Here is a 16,094-nt window from a genome sequence, read left to right as displayed (position 1 = left end):
GTCTCCCGTCCGCGGCCTAGCCGGCACCGGGGCGGGTTGCGACGATGTCGCCGCCTCACAGAGCTCCTCGAGACTCACTTGCTCGAAGGAGCGACTGGCTTCGCGTGCGTGGACGTCGGCGCGATGAGGGGCCTATGCCTCGGTCGCGCTCAACCATGTGCTGATGCCGGCCAGCGCGCCAGGACCGTAGTCGGATTTGACGCCGCGGGCCAAGTCGGCCACTGATGTCGATCGCAGGGCGTCGCGCCATGCGCTCTCGGCGCCGGCCATGGCGCGCGTGATGGCGCAGGGTGCGGTGCAGGACTCCGGCGGGGTGGCCATCGGTCCCCGCTGGCGGATCTCGGTGCAGACGAAGGCCGGGCCGGGCCCGTCGACAGCCTCTACGACGTCCAGCACCGTGATCAGCTCGGCGGAGCGGGTGAGGACGTAGCCCCCCGCCTTGCCCTGGACCGACCGTACGAGTCCGGCGCGCGAGAGAGCCTGGAGCTGCTTGGCGAGATAGCTGGGCGAGACGTCGTGCAGCTCCGCCAGCCGCGCGGCCGGCACCGGTTCGTCCACCGCCGTCAGCACGACACAGCAGTGCAACGCCCACTCGACCCCTCCTGACATCTTCACTTCTCCACTCTAATCCACCCTCCCCTTGACTCGGACATGCGATGTCCGAGTATTATCTCGGATAAGAAGTATCCGAGTTGGATCGGCGTGCACCCAAAACACGCAACGGCACCCACAGCGGGCACAGATCATTCAAGAAGGGCAGGACATGCCATGAAGTTCGCAGTCATCGGCGGCACGGGACTGATCGGCTCAAAGGTCGTGGAGAACCTGAACGCGGCCGGGCACGAGGCGACGCCGCACGCGCTGTCCACCGGGATCGACGTCCTCACCGGTCAGGGGCTCGACGCGGCACTCGCCAACACCGACGTGGTCGTCAACCTGACCAACTCGCCGACTTTCGACGAGGCGTCCCCCGCGTTCTTCCAGACCTCGATGGACAACCTCCTGTCCGCCGCCCAGCGGGCGGGAGTCGGGCACTTCGTCATCCTGTCCATCGTCGGCGTGGACCAGGTACCGGAGCTCGACTACTACCGGGCCAAGACCCTCCAGGAAGACCTCCTCAAGGCCGGGTCCCTCCCCTACTCCATCGTCCGCGCCACGCAGTTCATGGAGTTCATCGAGGCCGTCCTCTCCTGGACCGCCGACGACAACACGGTCCGCCTGCCCCGCACTCGGCTCCAGCCGATCGCCGCGGCCGACGTGGCCGCCGCCGTCGCCGACATCGCGGCCGGGGCGCCGCTCGACGGCACCCTCGACGTCGCGGGTCCCGACGCCTACCCGCTCGACGAACTGGGCCGGATCACCCTCTCCTTCAAGGGCGACAAGCGGTCGGTGACCACCGATGACACCGCCGGCATGTTCGCCGCCGTCCAGGGCGACGTCCTCACCCCCAAGAACGGCGCCCGCATCGCCCCCACCCACTACACCGACTGGCTGAAGTAGGCGCATCAGTCGGGGCCTTGAGGGTGATGTCGCTGCCGAGGCCTTGAAGGCGATGTCGTCGCAGTATTCGCGCGGGCCGGACAGGATCGCCTCCCGCCGCTCGACGATCGAACGCCGCCACGCTCACCGCCGCCCCGCCGCCCCGGCGGCAGTCGGCCTGCCTTGCGCCGCCCGACTGCCTGAGCCACCCCTCGACATGGAGCCGCCCCACCGGAGGCGGGGCGTGTGCGTGTGTCAACCACTCCTGGGCGGAGGGTGGTTGACCAACCACCCTCGAGGGGCGACGGCCCCCGGCTCGCCCCGCGCTCACTCGCCGGCAGCCACCGCTCTGAGCTCGTCGACGGACTCCCGCAGGAAGTCGGCCAGAGTGCGCTCCCCGCCCTCACCGACCCAGCGCTCGAACCCGACCTTGAACACGGCGATGCCCGCCTCCGCGGTGAGGCTCGCGGCCGGTTCCCTGACGCCGCGCAGGCGCAGCGTGGCGGCGAGCGCCGAGGACAGCGACGCCAGTTTGATCAGCTCGCGCTCGCGCAGTTCCGCGTTCGCCATGATGACGGCCTGGCGCTGCCGGGCGAACTCGTGGCGCTCCAGGAAGTAGGCGGCGATGGTCTCCAGCGTCGAGGCCATCGCGTCGAGCGGCGCGGCCGTGTCCGGGGTGCCGGCGAGGGTCTCCACGAAGGCCTCCTCCAGCGCATGGGCGTTCCCGAACAGCACCTCGCGCTTGTCGGCGTAGTGACGGAAGAACGTGCGCTCCGTGAGCCCGGCGCGTTCGGCGATCTGCGCGGCGGTGGTCTGCTCGAACCCACGCTCGCTGTAGAGGTCCAGCGCCGCCTGCTCGAGACGCCCGCGCGCGTTCGGTTCCCATCGACCCATGGCCCCGATCCTACGCGATGACAGGGACTGACATCAGGTGCTACGGTTGATGACAGTTACTGACATCGGTTCGACCGTCACATACGACACCTGCTGCTCGGGGCGCGGACGGTCGACATACCCGGAGGTCCTCCTCATGCGTGTGTTCATCACCGGCGCTTCCGGCTGGATCGGTTCAGCCGTCGTTCCGGAGCTCATCGGCGCCGGCCACCAGGTCGTCGGGCTCGCCCGCTCGGACGCCGCGGCCGCCGCTCTCACCGAGGCAGGCGCCGAGGTCCGCCGCGGCACGCTGGACGATCTCGACACCCTGCACACAGCGGCCGCCGAATCCGACGGCGTGATCCACCTCGCCTTCAAGCACGACATCGCGTTCAGCGGCGGCTTCGGCGCCGCCGCCGACGCGGACCGACGTGCCATCGACACGTTCGGCGAGGCGCTCGCCGGCTCCGACCGTCCGTTCCTCATCGCCTCCGGGACGCTCGGGCTGGCACCGGGGCAGGTGGCGACCGAGCGGGACGGACAGGCGTCCGGCTCGGCCACCGCCCCCCGCGCGTCCGGCGGCCTGGTCAAGCGGCTGGCCAACGCGCACGCGACGGCCTCCCTCGCGGACCGCGGCGTGCGTTCGTCGGTGGTCCGGCTCCCTCCCACCGTGCACGGCGACGGGGACCACGGCTTCATGGCCACCCTGGTCGCCATCGCCCGCGAGAAGGGCGTCTCCGGCTACATCGGCGACGGCGCCAACCGCTGGCCCGCCGTGCATCGGTCCGACGCCGCGCATCTCTTCCGCCTCGCCCTGGAGAGCGCTCCGGCCGGCTCCACGCTGCACGCGGTCGCGGACGAAGGTGTGCCGATCCGCACGGTCGCAGAAGTGATCGGGCGGCACCTCGGCCTCCCCGTGACCTCGGTCCACCCCGACGACGCGACCGCGCACTTCACCTGGCTGGCCGGCTTCCTCGGCGTCGACAGTGCCGCCTCCAGCGCGTACACCCGCGAACTGCTGGGGTGGCAGCCGGCTTCGCCCGGCCTCATCGACGACCTCGACAAGGGCCACTACTTCGCCGCCCCGTCCGCCTGACCCCACACCGGTCGACCGCCGGGCCCGGTCCCGTCGTCTCGCATTCCGGCCGACCGTGTGTGCTCCAGGATGGAGCCTCTCGGCAGGTGGAGGGCAACCTTCGTGCCGTTCGGGTGTCTCCGTTCCGGGGGGGGGCCGCCATGACGGCGGAGCGTCACATCGCCTTCCTCTTACGGGAGTTGGGCGGAGCGGATCCGGTGCGGCGTGCGGCGGCGGCGAAGGGCCTGGGCGGGCCGGCGTCAGGAATCCGCTCGCGGACCCTGCGCTGATGAAGGGCAGTTGCACGTGGCTTCGTCGCGTCCGTACACCGACGCCGACCTGGACGCTGCGCGGGTCAGTCCCTTGCGGGAGGCGGCCTATCCTCGCCGGGCACGGCCGGGCACACTGAGGTGTTGGCGAGCGTCCATCGGGCGTCGCGGGCCAGGTCGTGGGCGTGTCCCGCCGTAGTCGGGCCATCGCGTGTCGGCCGTAGGAACGCCGGGGCACGGGCGCACGTCTCGTAGCGCACCGAACCAGCACCAGCACCAGCACCAGCACCACGAAAACACGGCACGGAAGCTCGGCACGGAAGCACGGAAGCACGGCCGCCCGGTGACCAGTCGGGCGTTCCCGAACCTGACCGACCGTCCACGGGGAGACTTCGGTGATTAGAGCGCGCTGTGCCGGCATCAAACGTTCCCGGCTGATCGCCTCCGCGTTGAGCATGCTCGTCGTGGCCGCCCTCGCGGGCTCGGGAACCAGCGCGGCCGCAGCGACTTCGGCCGGCGTCGCGCCATCGGCCTCCTCGTTGTCCAGCGCGGCCTCAGCCGTCGAGGCCCTGGGGATCGCCGGGACGACCTCGGCCGTGGACGAACACACCGGGAAGCTGCGGGTTCTCGCCGACTCCTCGGTCGCGGACGCGGACCTGGTCAGACTCCGCCGAGCCACCGCGCGTACTCCCGGCGCCCTCACCCTTGGACGGCTCGACGGCCGGCTGCGCACTCTGATGTCGGGCGGCGACGGCATTTACGCCCCCGCCGGGCGCTGCTCGGCAGGGGTCAACGTGCAAAGCGGCTCGACCTACTACTTCGTCACCGCCGGCCACTGCACCACCAGCATGCCGACCTGGTACACCAGTTCCGCCATGACCACCGCGGTCGGTCCCACCACGGGCACCAGCTTCCCCGGCGACGACTTCGGTGTCGTCCGGTACTCCAACCCGGCGGTGCCACACCCCGGCACCATCGGAACCGTCGACGTCACCGGGACCGCGACCGCCTACGTCGGCCAGAGTGTCTGCCGCCGGGGAGCGACCACCGGCATCCGATGCGGCGTAGTCACCGCGTTGAACGTGACCGTCAACTACGCAGGCGGAACCGCGGTCAACGGGTTGATCCAGACCAACATCTGCGCCGAGCCGGGCGACAGCGGCGGCCCGCTCTACGCAGGAGACAAGGTCATCGGCATCCTCTCCGGCGGCTCCGGGAACTGCACCTCGGGAGGGACCAGTTACTACCAGCCGATCCAGGAAGTGCTGAACACCTACGAACTGTCCGTCTACTGACGACGCGTCAGACGTGCTCAGTGCCAGTTTCCGCCGCGCCAGGCCGCCACTGACGCAACGCGGCCAACCGCCCGGGGCCCCAGCATCATGCCGGCCGGTCCGACAGCCATGCAGGCCGGTCCGACGGCGATGCGGCAAGGTTCGACGGCCACACAGCCCGGTCCGACGGCATCGATCTTGACGAAGGCGAGACCCTCAAACACAGCCCCCGAGCGCCCCCTCCGCGGTCAGCCTTCCGCTTGGACGCGTCGACACCAAACGCCAGACACCAGACACCAGACACAAGCGCCGGCGTACCTTTTGCTCAGTTTTGCGAAGAAAGGTCGAGATCCCTCGTTCCTGCCAGCCAGAGCGATCCCCTCCCCCGCCGCCCGGACACGCCCCACCCCGACATCGTGTGACCTGCTGTGACTTCACCCACCTCCTCTTGCCTCAAGAAGAAAGGGTTGCCTAAGTTCGGTCCCATGTCCCCGCACCACTCGAATCCCTCCAGCGGACCAGACGGGCCGCCATCCAAGCGTCCGGCAGACCCCGGTCACGAGACCGACCCCGCGCTGGTCGAGTTCGCCGTCGATCTCGCCGATCACGAGGTGAGACGACGGGCCCACATCCTGGAAGCCCTCGGGCAGGACTGGGACCCGATCGAAGTGCTGAGCGGCGAGGAAGCGGCGTACGACCTGCTGTATTCCGGGCTCGACGAGGAGCAGCAGCGACTCTACGAGAACCTGGTCAAAGCGGGCGTGCTCCCCGAACGAGGGAGCGGCCGTGCTGCCTCTTGATCCGCAGGCCGAAATCGGACGCCGCGCCTGGGTGGCCTGCCCGAGCTGCGCCGACAGCCAGGACTGCACGCCATGCGCGCAGCGCCGGTCGTGCTCCGATCATTGGCGCTACCTGCTCTCCCACACCGGCAGCCTGCTCCATCTGCAGTGCCCCTCGTGCCGGCACGTCTGGACGCACGAGACCGGCTTCGGCGCCACTCGCTCCCGATGGAACCGCATCACCAGCGGTCTGCGCCGCCTCTAGCCTCCACCTACAACCGGCCACCCAACTCGACCCGTCCTCCAGATGGCCATGCCGGTCGTCATGACCGGTCCTCGAGGATGTCTTGGGCCTTACGGGCCGCGTCGCGGTTCCAGTCACGCTGTCCCTCCAGCTTCGTCCGGTTCTTGGCAATGAGCTGGTTCTGTATGCGTACGTCGATGGCGTGCACGGTGCGGACGTAGTCGGTCCGCTGCTTGCAGCGGGCGTCGGCGGTGGCGGTCTTCTTCTCCGGAGCGGACGGCTCGGTGTGGTCGCGTCGTGGCTCTTTCAGTCTTTGCTCCAGCTCCTCGCGCTGCCGGTCGCTGCCGGTCTCGGCGTCCTTGTGGGTGGCGTAGTGGTAACCCGCTTTCCGCATGCAGGCCGACCAGGCCTTGTCCGCCTTGTGCCAGGCGGGGTCCTCCATCCCCTGCCGGAGGCTCTGGGTCTCCAGGTCCAGGACCGGATCCTTCCGGTCCTGGCGGTACCCGCCGAAGATCGTTCGGTCCGCTTCGCCGAGACAGCCGCGCTTCGGGATCAGGTGCCCGTGGACGGTCTTCGGATCATCCCCGGCGAACTGGCCCGTGAGCGCGAGGTATTCGGGGAGAGTCCACTTCCCCTTCGGGGAGCGGCGTTCGTACTCGGCCTGCGCGGCCTGATAGCCGTATCGCGCGGCCTGTTGGGGGTCCTGGACGCCGTAGCGGAAGTCGTCCGAGTACAGGACGGTCAGTACTACGCCCGTACCGGCGGGGCGTTGGGGCCAGGCCGGTGGGGGGTCGGTGACGAGGTCCTTCAGGCCGTCGAATCCGAGACGGTCCATGCACTCCTTGGCAAGCGTCCACCGGGCCGTGCCGACCGTACGGACGTCGTCGTCCGGCATGTCGTACGCGTCGAGGGGCAGGAATGCCGGGTCGTCCGACGAGAGGGGCGGCTCGTGGGACGCGGTCGGGTCGGTCTGCTGCTCACACGCCGCGAGCGTGAGGCCCGAGGCGAGGACAAGGATGAGGACGGCGGCTCTGCGCATCGGGCCAGCTGATCAGCGCCCCCCACACGCGACCGTGGTGGAGGCCACAGTTCCGGGTCACAGCCGCATCACAGATCCGAACACCGTTCGCCGAGCTGTAAGCAGGCTCCTTTGGGCCGCCGCAAGGCAAGTGGGCACCACATGCTCGAGCGAGCCCCCCCTCGCTCAGATCATGGACCAGTCCCGCTCGCCGGCACGATGTGCGAGGCGCTCAAGCGCCGCCTGCCAAGGCCGTGTTGGAGTAGCCCGCACGGCGCTACTCCGAGTCAGGGATCGCTCGCCGCTTCAACGCAAGCAATCACGTGGTCGCGAGACAGGAGTACGGACCGCCCGCACCACCGACGGGAAACTGTTTCGTTCTGCCACGCCACATCTGAGAGCGTGTCTGAGATCTGGTGTATCGGCTGTACGGGTGAGTCGTTGAGTGGTGTGCGAGTGCTGCTGGATGGCTAACCGTCGGATCTGAGCGATGAGCAGTGGGCGTTGGTGGAGCCGTTGCTGCCTGCTCCGAGGGCGGGGTGCAGGAACGGGCGGCGGGAGAAGCACCCGCGTCGGCGGATCGCAGACGCGCTCTCAGCGCGGCTGCTCTCTCCGAGCAGGGGCGGGTCAGTCCGGAGTGATGCCGGTGAGGACAGCGAGAACGGCGAGACGGATGCGGTTGTCTCGGCCCGTCTTCGCCATCAGGCTCGCCACGTGCGTCTTCACCGTGGTGACCCCGAGATGCAGCCGCTCGGCGATCTCCTTGTTGGACAGGCCCACGCCGAGCAGGCCGAGTACCTCCCGCTCGCGCGGGGTGATGGCCGGTATCGGGAGGTCCGTAGGGGTGTCGGAGGAGGGACGGGCGTGGAGAGCCTGGGCGACGAGGCGGTCAAGGATGTCCCGGCTGAAGGGGGCCTCTCCGTTGGCGGCCCGGCGTACAGCGTCCAGGAGTTCGGTCGGTGGGGTGTCCTTGACGAGGAAACCGCAGGCTCCAGCCGCGAGCACCGGATACAGATGGTCGTCGTCGTCGAACGTGGTGAGGGCGACGATCCGGGTGGCAGGGCGCGCTGCCTGGATGCGGCGGGTGGCCGTGATGCCGTCCATGCCGGGCATTCTCAGGTCCATGAGGACGACGTCGGGATTGAGGCGTTCAGCCAGTCGTACCGCCTCCGCTCCGTTGTCCGCCTCGCCCTGGATCTCGATGTCCTGAGCCTGCTCGAAGAGCATGCGCAGCCCCATGCGGACGAGCTGCTGGTCGTCGACGACGAGGATGCGGATCACAGTTGAGGCTCCATGCCGGTCGCGAGGGCGGGCAGTTCGGCCGTGAGCCGCCAGCCCCGAGCCGCGGGGCCCGCATCCAGCCAGCCGCCGAGCAGGTGCACGCGTTCGCGCATGCCGATCAAGCCGTGTCCGGGTGGGCCCGGGGCCGACGGCCGGGTTCGTCCGGCCCCGTCGTCGTGGATCGTCACGTGTACGGCGTCATCGGCCACGCGCACGGCCAACTCCGCGTGTGCGCCGGGCCCGCCGTGCTTGGCCGCGTTGGCCAAGCCCTCCTGGGCCAGGCGGAGGACCGCGAGGCCACGTACCGCGTCGAGTCGTGCGACACGGGGATCCACGGAAGCGGTTACAGCCAGGCCGGTCTGGCGGCTGTGTTCCACCGCCGACACCAATGCCGCCGACAGCGCCCCGGGCGAGACCAGAGAACCGGTGTCGGGACCGGTACGGTCCGGGGCGCGCAGTACTGCCACCAGGCGCCGCAGATCAGTCAGTGCCGCGCCGGCACTGGAGTGCAGGTCGTCGAGGACGTCGGTGATCCGCGGGTCGGTGGTGCTGGTGGCGGCGATGACATGCCGGGCGACACCAACGCGCAGCACCATGGAGGAGACATGGTGGGCCACAAGGTCATGCAACTCGCGCGCGATGTTGGTGCGCTCCGCTGCCCGGGCGGCCAGCAGCTGTTGTTCGGCACGGAGTTCCTGCTGTTCTGTGTGCTGACGGGCCTGCACTGCGGCGTCGCGGGTCACGCGTACGTACGCGCCCAGGAGCAGTGGCAGGCCTGCGACGATGCCCATCTTGTAGAGCACCGGGAGAAGGTCGCCGGGCAGGTCCTCAAGACGGTTCACAGCGACGGCAAGCGCCAGTGCCGTCGTCCCAGCGGCCAGGCGGCGCCCGCACTGCCGAACCGCCAGTTCGAAGAGAGTCACAGCGGCCAGCACCTTCAACGAAGAAACGGTGCTGGCGCCCAGCGCGTGTGCGACAACGAGCAGGACCGACTGCGCCAGGAGTGCGCCGAACGCCCACTTACCCACTGCCAGGCACAGCACGAGCCCCGCTGCGGCAAAGACCCAGTCCTGTGCTCCGGACGGCCGCTGCAGCAGCAGGAAATCGCCGATCAGGACGCCGGCGAGCGCAAAGACCCGTATGACGGCGAATCTCCTGTCGAACGCAAGCTCGATCCAAGATCGGTTCACGCGGCCCACGATAGGCGGACGCCCGTGCGCCTGGGGTCCTGCCATGGGAGGAGGGCCACTCCTCCTACCGGCCGCGATCTCCGGCCCGAGGATGGAGTCGCGTACCCGGGGCGGGCTGCCAGTGTGCTCGTCATGGATACGAATGCGAACACGGACACGAGCGCCAACACGACTGCGGATTCCGCGGCCACGGGGCGGCGGTCCCTCCTCGGTGGTGCTGCCGCCCTGGGCCTGGCGAGCGCGGCCTTCGGCACCACCGCCCATGCGGTCGGCGCCCGGGTCCCGCACCAAGGCCGGCCGCTTCCAGGGAAAGTCGGTGCTCATCACGGGTGCCACATCGGGTATCGGCAGGGCGGCGGCGAAGGCGTTTGCCGGGGAGGGTGCCCATGTCGGATTCTGTGGCAGGCGCGCCGACTTGGGGCGCCAGGTGGAACGGGAGATACGGGACGCGGGCGGCGAAGCCACGTACATCCAGGCCGATGTCCGGATAGCCGCCCAGGTGCAGAGCTTCGTGGACGGGGTCGCGAGCCGTTACGGCGGCATCGACGCGGCCTTCAACAACGCCGGCATCGGCGGCGGCAAACTGCCCCATGAGATGAGCGTCGAGGAATGGGATGACGTCCAGGCCACCAACGCCCGAGGCGTGTTCCTCGCGATCAAGTACGAGATCCCGCACATGCTCAGGGCGCAGCGCGGCGTCATCATCTGTACCTCGTCGTCAGCGGCCGAACAGGCGCGGCCGAACGGCGCCGCCTACACGGCAAGCAAGCGGGCGGTGCAGGGCATAGTGAAGTCCGCGGCGCTCGCGTACGGGCCCAAGGGAATCAGACTCAACGCCCTGCTGCCCGGCACCACCGACACCCCCTTCGTCCGACCGCCGGGAATCCCGGACGCGGAATGGGCCAAGTACAAGCAGGCATGGGGGCCGCTCAACGTCGACGGTCTCGAACGGATGGCCGACGCCGAGGAGATCGCGCGGGCAGTGCTCGGGCTCGCGTCCGACGACTTCCCATATATGACGGGTGCGTCGGTCACCGTGGACGGCGGAAGCACCACGGGCCGGAAAATGATCCAGCCGAGCGGTACCTGAGAGCGTGTCTTCGATCGGGCTACGGGGTGGTTTTCCGTACGGGTCGGGGTCCTTGGCGGGTCGCGGGGCGGCCTCGGGTGAGTCGGCGGATTGTCACGTCGGCCATGGCCCAGCGGATCATGGTTTCGGAGTGTGCGCGGTCGCGTTCGTAGTCGCAGGCCAGGCGGCGCATGGTGATCCAGGCGAACGTCCGCTCGGACAGCGTGTCCACACCGGAGGCAGTAATTCCATCGCCCCACGAGCCATTTTTGGCCGGCTCAACTATGTGACGGGAAAATCGAAATAGGTGTCCGGATAGGGTTCGCCTTTGAGAGTGTAATGCCACCACTCGCAATCGTACGCGCTGAAACCGCACGTCTCCATGATGGACTGAAGGTATTGACGGTTCTGCGCTTCGAATTGCGTGACACCTTTTGCTCCATGATGCGAGATGGAATCCATCAGGTCGTGGTCGCCGCCCATGGGGACGAGCTCACCCGTGGCCAAGTCGTAGAGTGTCAGGTCAACGGTGCTGCCCCGGCTGTGGCCCGACCTGGCGGCCACGTATCCCATTTCGAACATATCGGCTCTGCCGATGTTCGGATAGTGCCGTGACTTCGTCCTGCCGTCCTCCGGCTGTTCCGACCAGCGCAGAAAACAGTCGACAGCGCGCTGTGGGCGATATCCGTCCCAGAGCAGCAAACCGAAGCCGAGAGCTTCGGCTTTCTCTACCGCTCGATCCAGGGCGGTGCACAGGGCCCTCGTGCCGACGATTCGATTGGCCTGATATCCGTCCACCGGCTTGCCGGTGAAGTTGTCCCACGTGGCGTACTTGGCGTCCCAGCGTATTCCGGATGCCAGCTCGTCCACAAAGACGAAGTCCTCCTTCATCGCTTTTTTCCTGTCAATGCCAGCGACACCATCCGGTCGATCACTTCGCCTAGCGGCACCCCTGCGGCGGCCATCATCCTCGGATAGCGACTGTATGACGTCATACCGGGAAACGTATTCACCTCGTTGAGGACCACTGCTCCATCCTCCTTGAGGAACAGGTCCACCCGTGCCAGTCCCCGGCACCCCAAGGCGCGGTATACGGCCATGGCAGTATCCTGAACGAGCAAACGGGACTCGGCCGGAATGTCGGCGGGTACGATTGCCGCTGAGTTGTCGGAACCGGCTTCAGGCTCATCCTCCTGATGGATTCGGAAGAAGCCGTGGGAGAGCGCGATTCGATCCACCTCGCCCGCCATAAGGTCCAGTTCGTCACCCAGGATGGCGCATCCGATCTCGCTGCCGGCGACAGCCTCTTCGATCAGCACCTTCGAGTCGTACTGTCTTGCGGTTTCCACCGCGCTCGGCAGATCCGCTTCGCGGGATACCTTGGTGACGCCGAAAGATGACCCCGAACGAGCCGGCTTCACGAAGACCGGATAGGTGAGCGGGTCGGGGTCAATTTTCTCGTCCGCCGCGACGGTCCAGAAATTCGGCGTAGCGATTCCTGCGCTGCCGGCGACGATGTAGGCAAGGGATTTGTCCATGCACAGAGCGGAACTCTGCACATCGCAGCCCACGTAGGGGATGCCGGAGAGCTCCAGCAACCCCTGCATCGCACCATCCTCCCCGAGCCTGCCGTGCAGCACGGGGAGTACGACGTCCAGAGGGATCGATTCATACCGCCCCTGCCCCTGCCCCTGGACAAGTAGTCCGCGCACAGTGCTGTCTGGCGAAAGCACAGCCGGACGGCAATTTCCGTCCTCCCAATCCGCTTCAGGGCCGTCACAGAGCTTCCAGGCGCCGTCCCTCGTAATGCCGATATAGAACGGTGCGTACTTCTCGACATCGAGGTTCCTGGCGACCTCTTGCGCAGACTTGACGGATATGGGGTGCTCTTCGGAACGGCCCCCGAATATCATCCCGACCTTCAGCCTATCCATGTCGCTTCCCGCTTTCGAATTTCAGGCAGTTGGTGATGGAGTTTTCGACCATGTCACTCAGGGCGTGGTCCGTGTAGTAGGCGGTGTGCGGACTGATGAAAACATTCGGCAGCTCTTGCAACCGCAGGAGCACTTTGCTTTCAATGGGCCTGTTTCGGCAGTCGGCGTAGAAGATGCCTTCCTCGCCTTCGAGGACATCCAGCGCCGCACCGCCCAGCCTGCCGCTTTCCAACGCGGAAACAAGGGCCTCAGTGTCGATGAGCGCGCCACGTCCCGTGTTGACGATGAGCGCACCGGGCTTCATCCGTTCCATGCGCCGCCTATTCAGCAGATGGCGTGTATCCGCTGTAAGCGGTGCGTGGAGCGTGACAATGTCGCTCTGCCGCAGCAGTTCACCGAGCGGAAGGTAGTCGACAGCGGCCTTGGGACGACTGTCATGGGCGAGTATTCGACAGCCGAAACCCCGCAACCTGTCGATGACCGCAGTGCCGATGCGACCGGTTCCGATCACCCCGACGGTCAGATCGCGCAGCTCTTTTCCTCGCGCATCACTCAGACTGTAATTGTGAACTTCCGCACGACGGATGATGGATTTCGCATCTCGCACTGCCATCAACATCATCATCAGCGTGTAGTCGGCCACGCTGTCCGGCGAATAGTCGACGTTTCCAACCGAAATGCCGACGCTGTCGGCGTATTCCACATCGATATGGTTGTACCCGATGCTTCGCGTGGAGATATACGCCACGCCGGCTTGACCAAGCGCAAGAAGGGTGGTGTTGGTGATGGGAGCCTTGTGGCCGACACTGATGCATCGACTTCCGGATGCCAGCTCAATATTGGCCTCGGATACCGGTGCGTCCGTGAGGGTCGGCGTCACGCCGAAGCGATGCGCCAGCTCTCGAAACAAGAAGGCCTCATCCGGGCCGCACCCATAGATGGTGATCCGGGGCGCTTCGCTGTGGGTCATGCCTACAGTCAAGGCGGCGTGGTGTTGTCGGAACGTATGCGCTTTTCGATATGCCGGCGATACACCGCGGCGCCTTCACTGAGGGCATGACCTCCAGGGAAACAGCATGATCCCGCTCAGCCTCACCGAAATCGCCGAGGTCGTCGGCGGGAAGGTCGAGGGCGACGGCTCCGTGACCGTGACCGCGCCGGCCGTGCTCGACGGCCGGCTGGCCGAGCCGGGTGGCCTCTTCGTCGCCTTCGCCGGTGAGCAGGTGGACGGCCACGACTACGCCGGCCAGGCCGGCCGGGCCGGCGCGGTGGCCGTGCTCGGCTCCCGGCCCACGCTGCTGCCCACCGTCGTCGTCGAGGACGCCCAGGCAGGCCTGCAGGCGCTCGCGGCCCACGTCGTGGCCCTGCTGCGCGACGGACTGACCGTCGTCGGGCTGACCGGATCCCAAGGCAAGACCAGCACCAAAGACCTGTTGGCGGCCGTGCTTTCGAGCACCGCGCCGACGGTCGCCACGATCGGCTCGCTCAACAACGAGCTCGGCGTGCCGCTCACCATGCTGCGCGCCGACGCGGCCACCCGGTTCCTCGTTCTTGAGATGGGGGCCCGCCACATCGGCGACATTGCCGAGCTCACGGGCTTGGTCGCGCCCGACATCGCCGTCGTACTCAGCGTCGGCCAGGCCCACCTCGGCGAGTTCGGGTCGCGCGCGGCCATCGCCAAGGCCAAGGGCGAGTTGGTGCAGGGGCTGGCGCCCGGCGGCACCGCCGTCCTCAACGGCGACGATCCCCGGGTGGTCGCGATGCGCTCGCTCACCGACGGTCCGGTGCTGACCTTCGGCCGGGCAGAGCACGCCGACGTGCGGGCGCTCGGCCTGGCGCTTGACCGGCTCGGCCGGCCGTCGTTCACGCTGCGGACCCTCGACGCCTCGGTTCCCGTCGCACTGCCGCTCGTGGGCGCCCACCAGGCGCTCAACGCGTCGGCCGCCGCAGCGGCGGGGCTGGCGGCCGGCGTACCCCTCGGCGTGGCCACGGCGTTGCTGGCCACCGCTTCGCTGTCGAAGTGGCGCCTGGAGCTGCGTGACCTCGCCTGCGGCGCGACGCTGCTCAACGACTCCTACAACGCCAACCCTGACTCGGCCCGCGCTGCCCTGGACGCGCTGGCGGCGATCGAGGGCGGGCGCCGCATCGCCGTCCTCGGCGAGATGCTCGAGCTCGGTGACGACAGTGAGGCCGAGCACCGTGCTGTCGGGGCGTACGCCGCCTCCCGGGCCGACGTGGTGGTCGCGGTCGGCGAGGCCGCCCGGCCGATCGCCGACGGCGCGGGCGCGCAGTCGGTGGCGCCGGCCGATAGGGACGCGGCCGTCGACTGGCTGCGCGGCCACCTCACCGCCGGCGACGTGGTGCTCGTCAAAGCCTCCCGCGGGGCGCGTCTCGACGAGGTCGCCGCCGCGCTCGCGTAGCCGGCCAGGCCGAAGTCCACCTCGAGACTCAGCGCCGGCGCCGCCTCATGTAGAGGTCGAAAGCCCGGTAGATCCTCGGCCGCAGCGGCAGGTCCCACTCCCCGACGTACCGCACCGCCTGGCCGCCGGTGCCGACCTTGAACCGGATCAGTCCGACGTGCGAGTCGTCGGCGTCGAGGGTCGGGGTGATACCGCGCAGGTCGTAGACGTCGCAGCCGGCCGCAAGGGAGTCGCGGATCATCGCCCACTGGCAGGAGTTGGAGCCGCGCACCTCGCGCTTCTCGGTGGAGGAGGCACCGTAGGCGTACACCGCGTGAGCGCCGACGCGGACCAGGATGGTGGCGGCGACCAAGTCGCCCTGATGGTGGGCCAGGTAGACCTTGATCCGCTCGGGATCCTCGGCACGCAGCGCCGCGAACATGGTCTCGAAGTAGTGCAGCGGCCGGGGCGTGAAGAGGTCGCGCTCGGCGGTGTGGACGTAGAGGTCGTGAAACGCCTTCACGTCCTCGCCGACCGTGACCTCGACTCCCTCCTTGGCCGCCTTCTTGATGTTGCGGCGCCACTGCTGGTTCATCCCCCTGAGCAGGTCCTCCTCGGTCCTGCCGGCCAGCGCAACCTCGTATTTGAACTGCGGATGCCCGACCCCGAAGCCGTCCTCCGGGTTCTGCGGCAGCCAGCCGGCGTCCCTGAGGCGGCTGGTCACGCGGGCGCCGACCGAGTCGTCCCATTGCCCTGGCATCTCGGTGAGCCGCTTGATGCCCCGATCGGCGATGCCCTCCTTGACCTGGGCGGCGCTCCAGATGTTCGTGTACACCGGCGGGCCGAGCCGGATCGCGAACGCGCCGTGTGCCTTGAGATACGCCGCAAGCGGATCGAGCCACGCGTCGATCTCGCCGGTCCAGTCGATGACCGGGCCCTCCGGCAGATAGGCCAGCGTGAAGCGCTCGAACCGCGGCACCGGGCGGTGCAGGACGAGCCCGGCACCGACCAGGCGCCGGCCGTCGAACCAACCGAGGGACACGCTGCGCCACTCGGTCTTGACGCGGGCCCATGCCGGGGTCTGCAGGAAGCTGACCGACCGCTGTGTCCGCACGAATGCCAAGTGCTCGGCGGCGCTGATCGGTTCGACGGTCAGGCTCACGCCGGCTGTTCGTGCTGGTTCGCTGGAGGACATGCCTTCAGTCAAGGC

Annotated in this window: 16 protein-coding genes and 1 pseudogene; 8 read left to right on the top strand and 9 right to left on the bottom strand. The window is 68.2% G+C overall.

Annotation, left to right across the window (positions count from 1 at the left end; all coding sequences use genetic code 11):
* Positions 1 to 132 precede the first annotated feature (132 nt).
* Positions 133 to 609, bottom strand: coding sequence for an RrF2 family transcriptional regulator (locus tag ACFWM2_RS06285; protein WP_383274216.1), 477 nt, complete (start codon positions 607 to 609; stop codon positions 133 to 135).
* Positions 610 to 768: 159 nt separating this feature from the next.
* Between ACFWM2_RS06285 and ACFWM2_RS06280 the strand changes: the two genes are divergently transcribed.
* A complete protein-coding gene (locus ACFWM2_RS06280; protein ID WP_383273542.1) occupies positions 769 to 1,500 on the top strand; it encodes an SDR family oxidoreductase in 732 nt (243 codons plus the stop codon).
* Between the two features lie 306 nt (positions 1,501 to 1,806).
* Here the strand turns inward: ACFWM2_RS06280 and ACFWM2_RS06275 are convergent, their stop codons facing one another.
* Positions 1,807 to 2,373, bottom strand: a complete 567-nt coding sequence (locus ACFWM2_RS06275; RefSeq protein WP_383273540.1) for a TetR family transcriptional regulator — start codon at positions 2,371 to 2,373, stop codon at positions 1,807 to 1,809.
* 136 nt (positions 2,374 to 2,509) lie between these two features.
* On the opposite strand from ACFWM2_RS06275, the gene ACFWM2_RS06270 reads away from it, so the two are divergent.
* The 4 genes from ACFWM2_RS06270 to ACFWM2_RS06255 all read left to right on the top strand — a co-directional run bounded on the left by ACFWM2_RS06270 (position 2,510) and on the right by ACFWM2_RS06255 (position 6,014).
* Positions 2,510 to 3,448 carry an SDR family oxidoreductase gene (locus tag ACFWM2_RS06270; protein WP_383273538.1) on the top strand — a complete coding sequence of 313 codons (939 nt, stop codon included), beginning with the start codon at positions 2,510 to 2,512 and terminating at the stop codon, positions 3,446 to 3,448.
* Positions 3,449 to 4,151: 703 nt separating this feature from the next.
* Entirely contained in the window at positions 4,152 to 4,991 is an 840-nt protein-coding gene (locus tag ACFWM2_RS06265) for a S1 family peptidase (RefSeq protein WP_383274213.1), read from the top strand.
* Between the two features lie 464 nt (positions 4,992 to 5,455).
* The gene (locus ACFWM2_RS06260) at positions 5,456 to 5,770 is read left to right on the top strand and encodes a DUF6400 family protein (RefSeq protein ID WP_383273536.1); all 315 of its coding nucleotides are present in this window, start codon (positions 5,456 to 5,458) and stop codon (positions 5,768 to 5,770) included.
* Positions 5,757 to 6,014: a hypothetical protein gene (locus tag ACFWM2_RS06255; RefSeq protein ID WP_383273534.1), complete on the top strand. Its 258-nt coding sequence runs from the start codon at positions 5,757 to 5,759 to the stop codon at positions 6,012 to 6,014. Before ACFWM2_RS06260 ends, ACFWM2_RS06255 begins: the two co-directional genes overlap by 14 nt.
* Before the next feature lie 58 nt (positions 6,015 to 6,072).
* Here ACFWM2_RS06255 and ACFWM2_RS06250 read toward each other — a convergent pair whose 3' ends face one another.
* Positions 6,073 to 7,032, bottom strand: a complete 960-nt coding sequence (locus tag ACFWM2_RS06250) for a hypothetical protein (protein WP_383273532.1) — start codon at positions 7,030 to 7,032, stop codon at positions 6,073 to 6,075.
* Between the two features lie 462 nt (positions 7,033 to 7,494).
* Here ACFWM2_RS06250 and ACFWM2_RS06245 point away from each other — a divergent pair.
* Positions 7,495 to 7,605, top strand: a pseudogene (locus ACFWM2_RS06245) (transposase); the annotation flags it as partial.
* A 33-nt stretch (positions 7,606 to 7,638) separates the two neighbouring features.
* Here the strand turns inward: ACFWM2_RS06245 and ACFWM2_RS06240 are convergent.
* Positions 7,639 to 8,292, bottom strand: a complete 654-nt coding sequence (locus ACFWM2_RS06240) for a response regulator (RefSeq protein WP_383273530.1) — start codon at positions 8,290 to 8,292, stop codon at positions 7,639 to 7,641.
* Positions 8,289 to 9,482, bottom strand: coding sequence for a sensor histidine kinase (locus ACFWM2_RS06235; protein ID WP_383273528.1), 1,194 nt, complete (start codon positions 9,480 to 9,482; stop codon positions 8,289 to 8,291). Before ACFWM2_RS06235 ends, ACFWM2_RS06240 begins: the two co-directional genes overlap by 4 nt.
* A 262-nt stretch (positions 9,483 to 9,744) precedes the next feature.
* On the opposite strand from ACFWM2_RS06235, the gene ACFWM2_RS06230 reads away from it, so the two are divergent.
* Complete coding sequence (locus ACFWM2_RS06230) at positions 9,745 to 10,572, top strand: SDR family NAD(P)-dependent oxidoreductase (protein WP_383273526.1); 828 nt, start codon at positions 9,745 to 9,747, stop codon at positions 10,570 to 10,572.
* A gap of 261 nt (positions 10,573 to 10,833) precedes the next feature.
* Here the strand turns inward: ACFWM2_RS06230 and vanX are convergent, their stop codons facing one another.
* Genes vanX through vanH form a run of 3 tightly spaced genes read right to left on the bottom strand, consistent with a single transcriptional unit; the run spans position 10,834 to position 13,455 of the window.
* Positions 10,834 to 11,442: a D-Ala-D-Ala dipeptidase VanX gene (gene vanX / locus ACFWM2_RS06225; RefSeq protein ID WP_383273524.1), complete on the bottom strand. Its 609-nt coding sequence runs from the start codon at positions 11,440 to 11,442 to the stop codon at positions 10,834 to 10,836.
* Positions 11,439 to 12,485 (bottom strand): D-alanine--(R)-lactate ligase, encoded by a 1,047-nt coding sequence (gene vanA / locus ACFWM2_RS06220; RefSeq protein WP_383273522.1) that lies wholly within the window; start codon positions 12,483 to 12,485, stop codon positions 11,439 to 11,441. Before vanA ends, vanX begins: the two co-directional genes overlap by 4 nt.
* Positions 12,478 to 13,455, bottom strand: a complete 978-nt coding sequence (gene vanH / locus ACFWM2_RS06215) for a D-lactate dehydrogenase VanH (RefSeq protein WP_383273520.1) — start codon at positions 13,453 to 13,455, stop codon at positions 12,478 to 12,480. Before vanH ends, vanA begins: the two co-directional genes overlap by 8 nt.
* Positions 13,456 to 13,561: 106 nt before the next feature.
* On the opposite strand from vanH, the gene murF reads away from it, so the two are divergent.
* Positions 13,562 to 14,905, top strand: coding sequence for a UDP-N-acetylmuramoyl-tripeptide--D-alanyl-D-alanine ligase (murF, locus tag ACFWM2_RS06210; protein ID WP_383273518.1), 1,344 nt, complete (start codon positions 13,562 to 13,564; stop codon positions 14,903 to 14,905).
* A 28-nt stretch (positions 14,906 to 14,933) separates the two neighbouring features.
* Here the strand turns inward: murF and ACFWM2_RS06205 are convergent, their stop codons facing one another.
* Positions 14,934 to 16,079 carry a lipid II:glycine glycyltransferase FemX gene (locus ACFWM2_RS06205; protein WP_383273516.1) on the bottom strand — a complete coding sequence of 382 codons (1,146 nt, stop codon included), beginning with the start codon at positions 16,077 to 16,079 and terminating at the stop codon, positions 14,934 to 14,936.
* Positions 16,080 to 16,094 lie beyond the last annotated feature (15 nt).

The organism is Streptomyces sp. NPDC058371, assembly GCF_042723265.1.
Taxonomy (GTDB): Bacteria; Actinomycetota; Actinomycetes; order Streptomycetales; family Streptomycetaceae; genus Streptomyces.
This window is presented reverse-complemented; position numbering and strand designations above follow the sequence as displayed.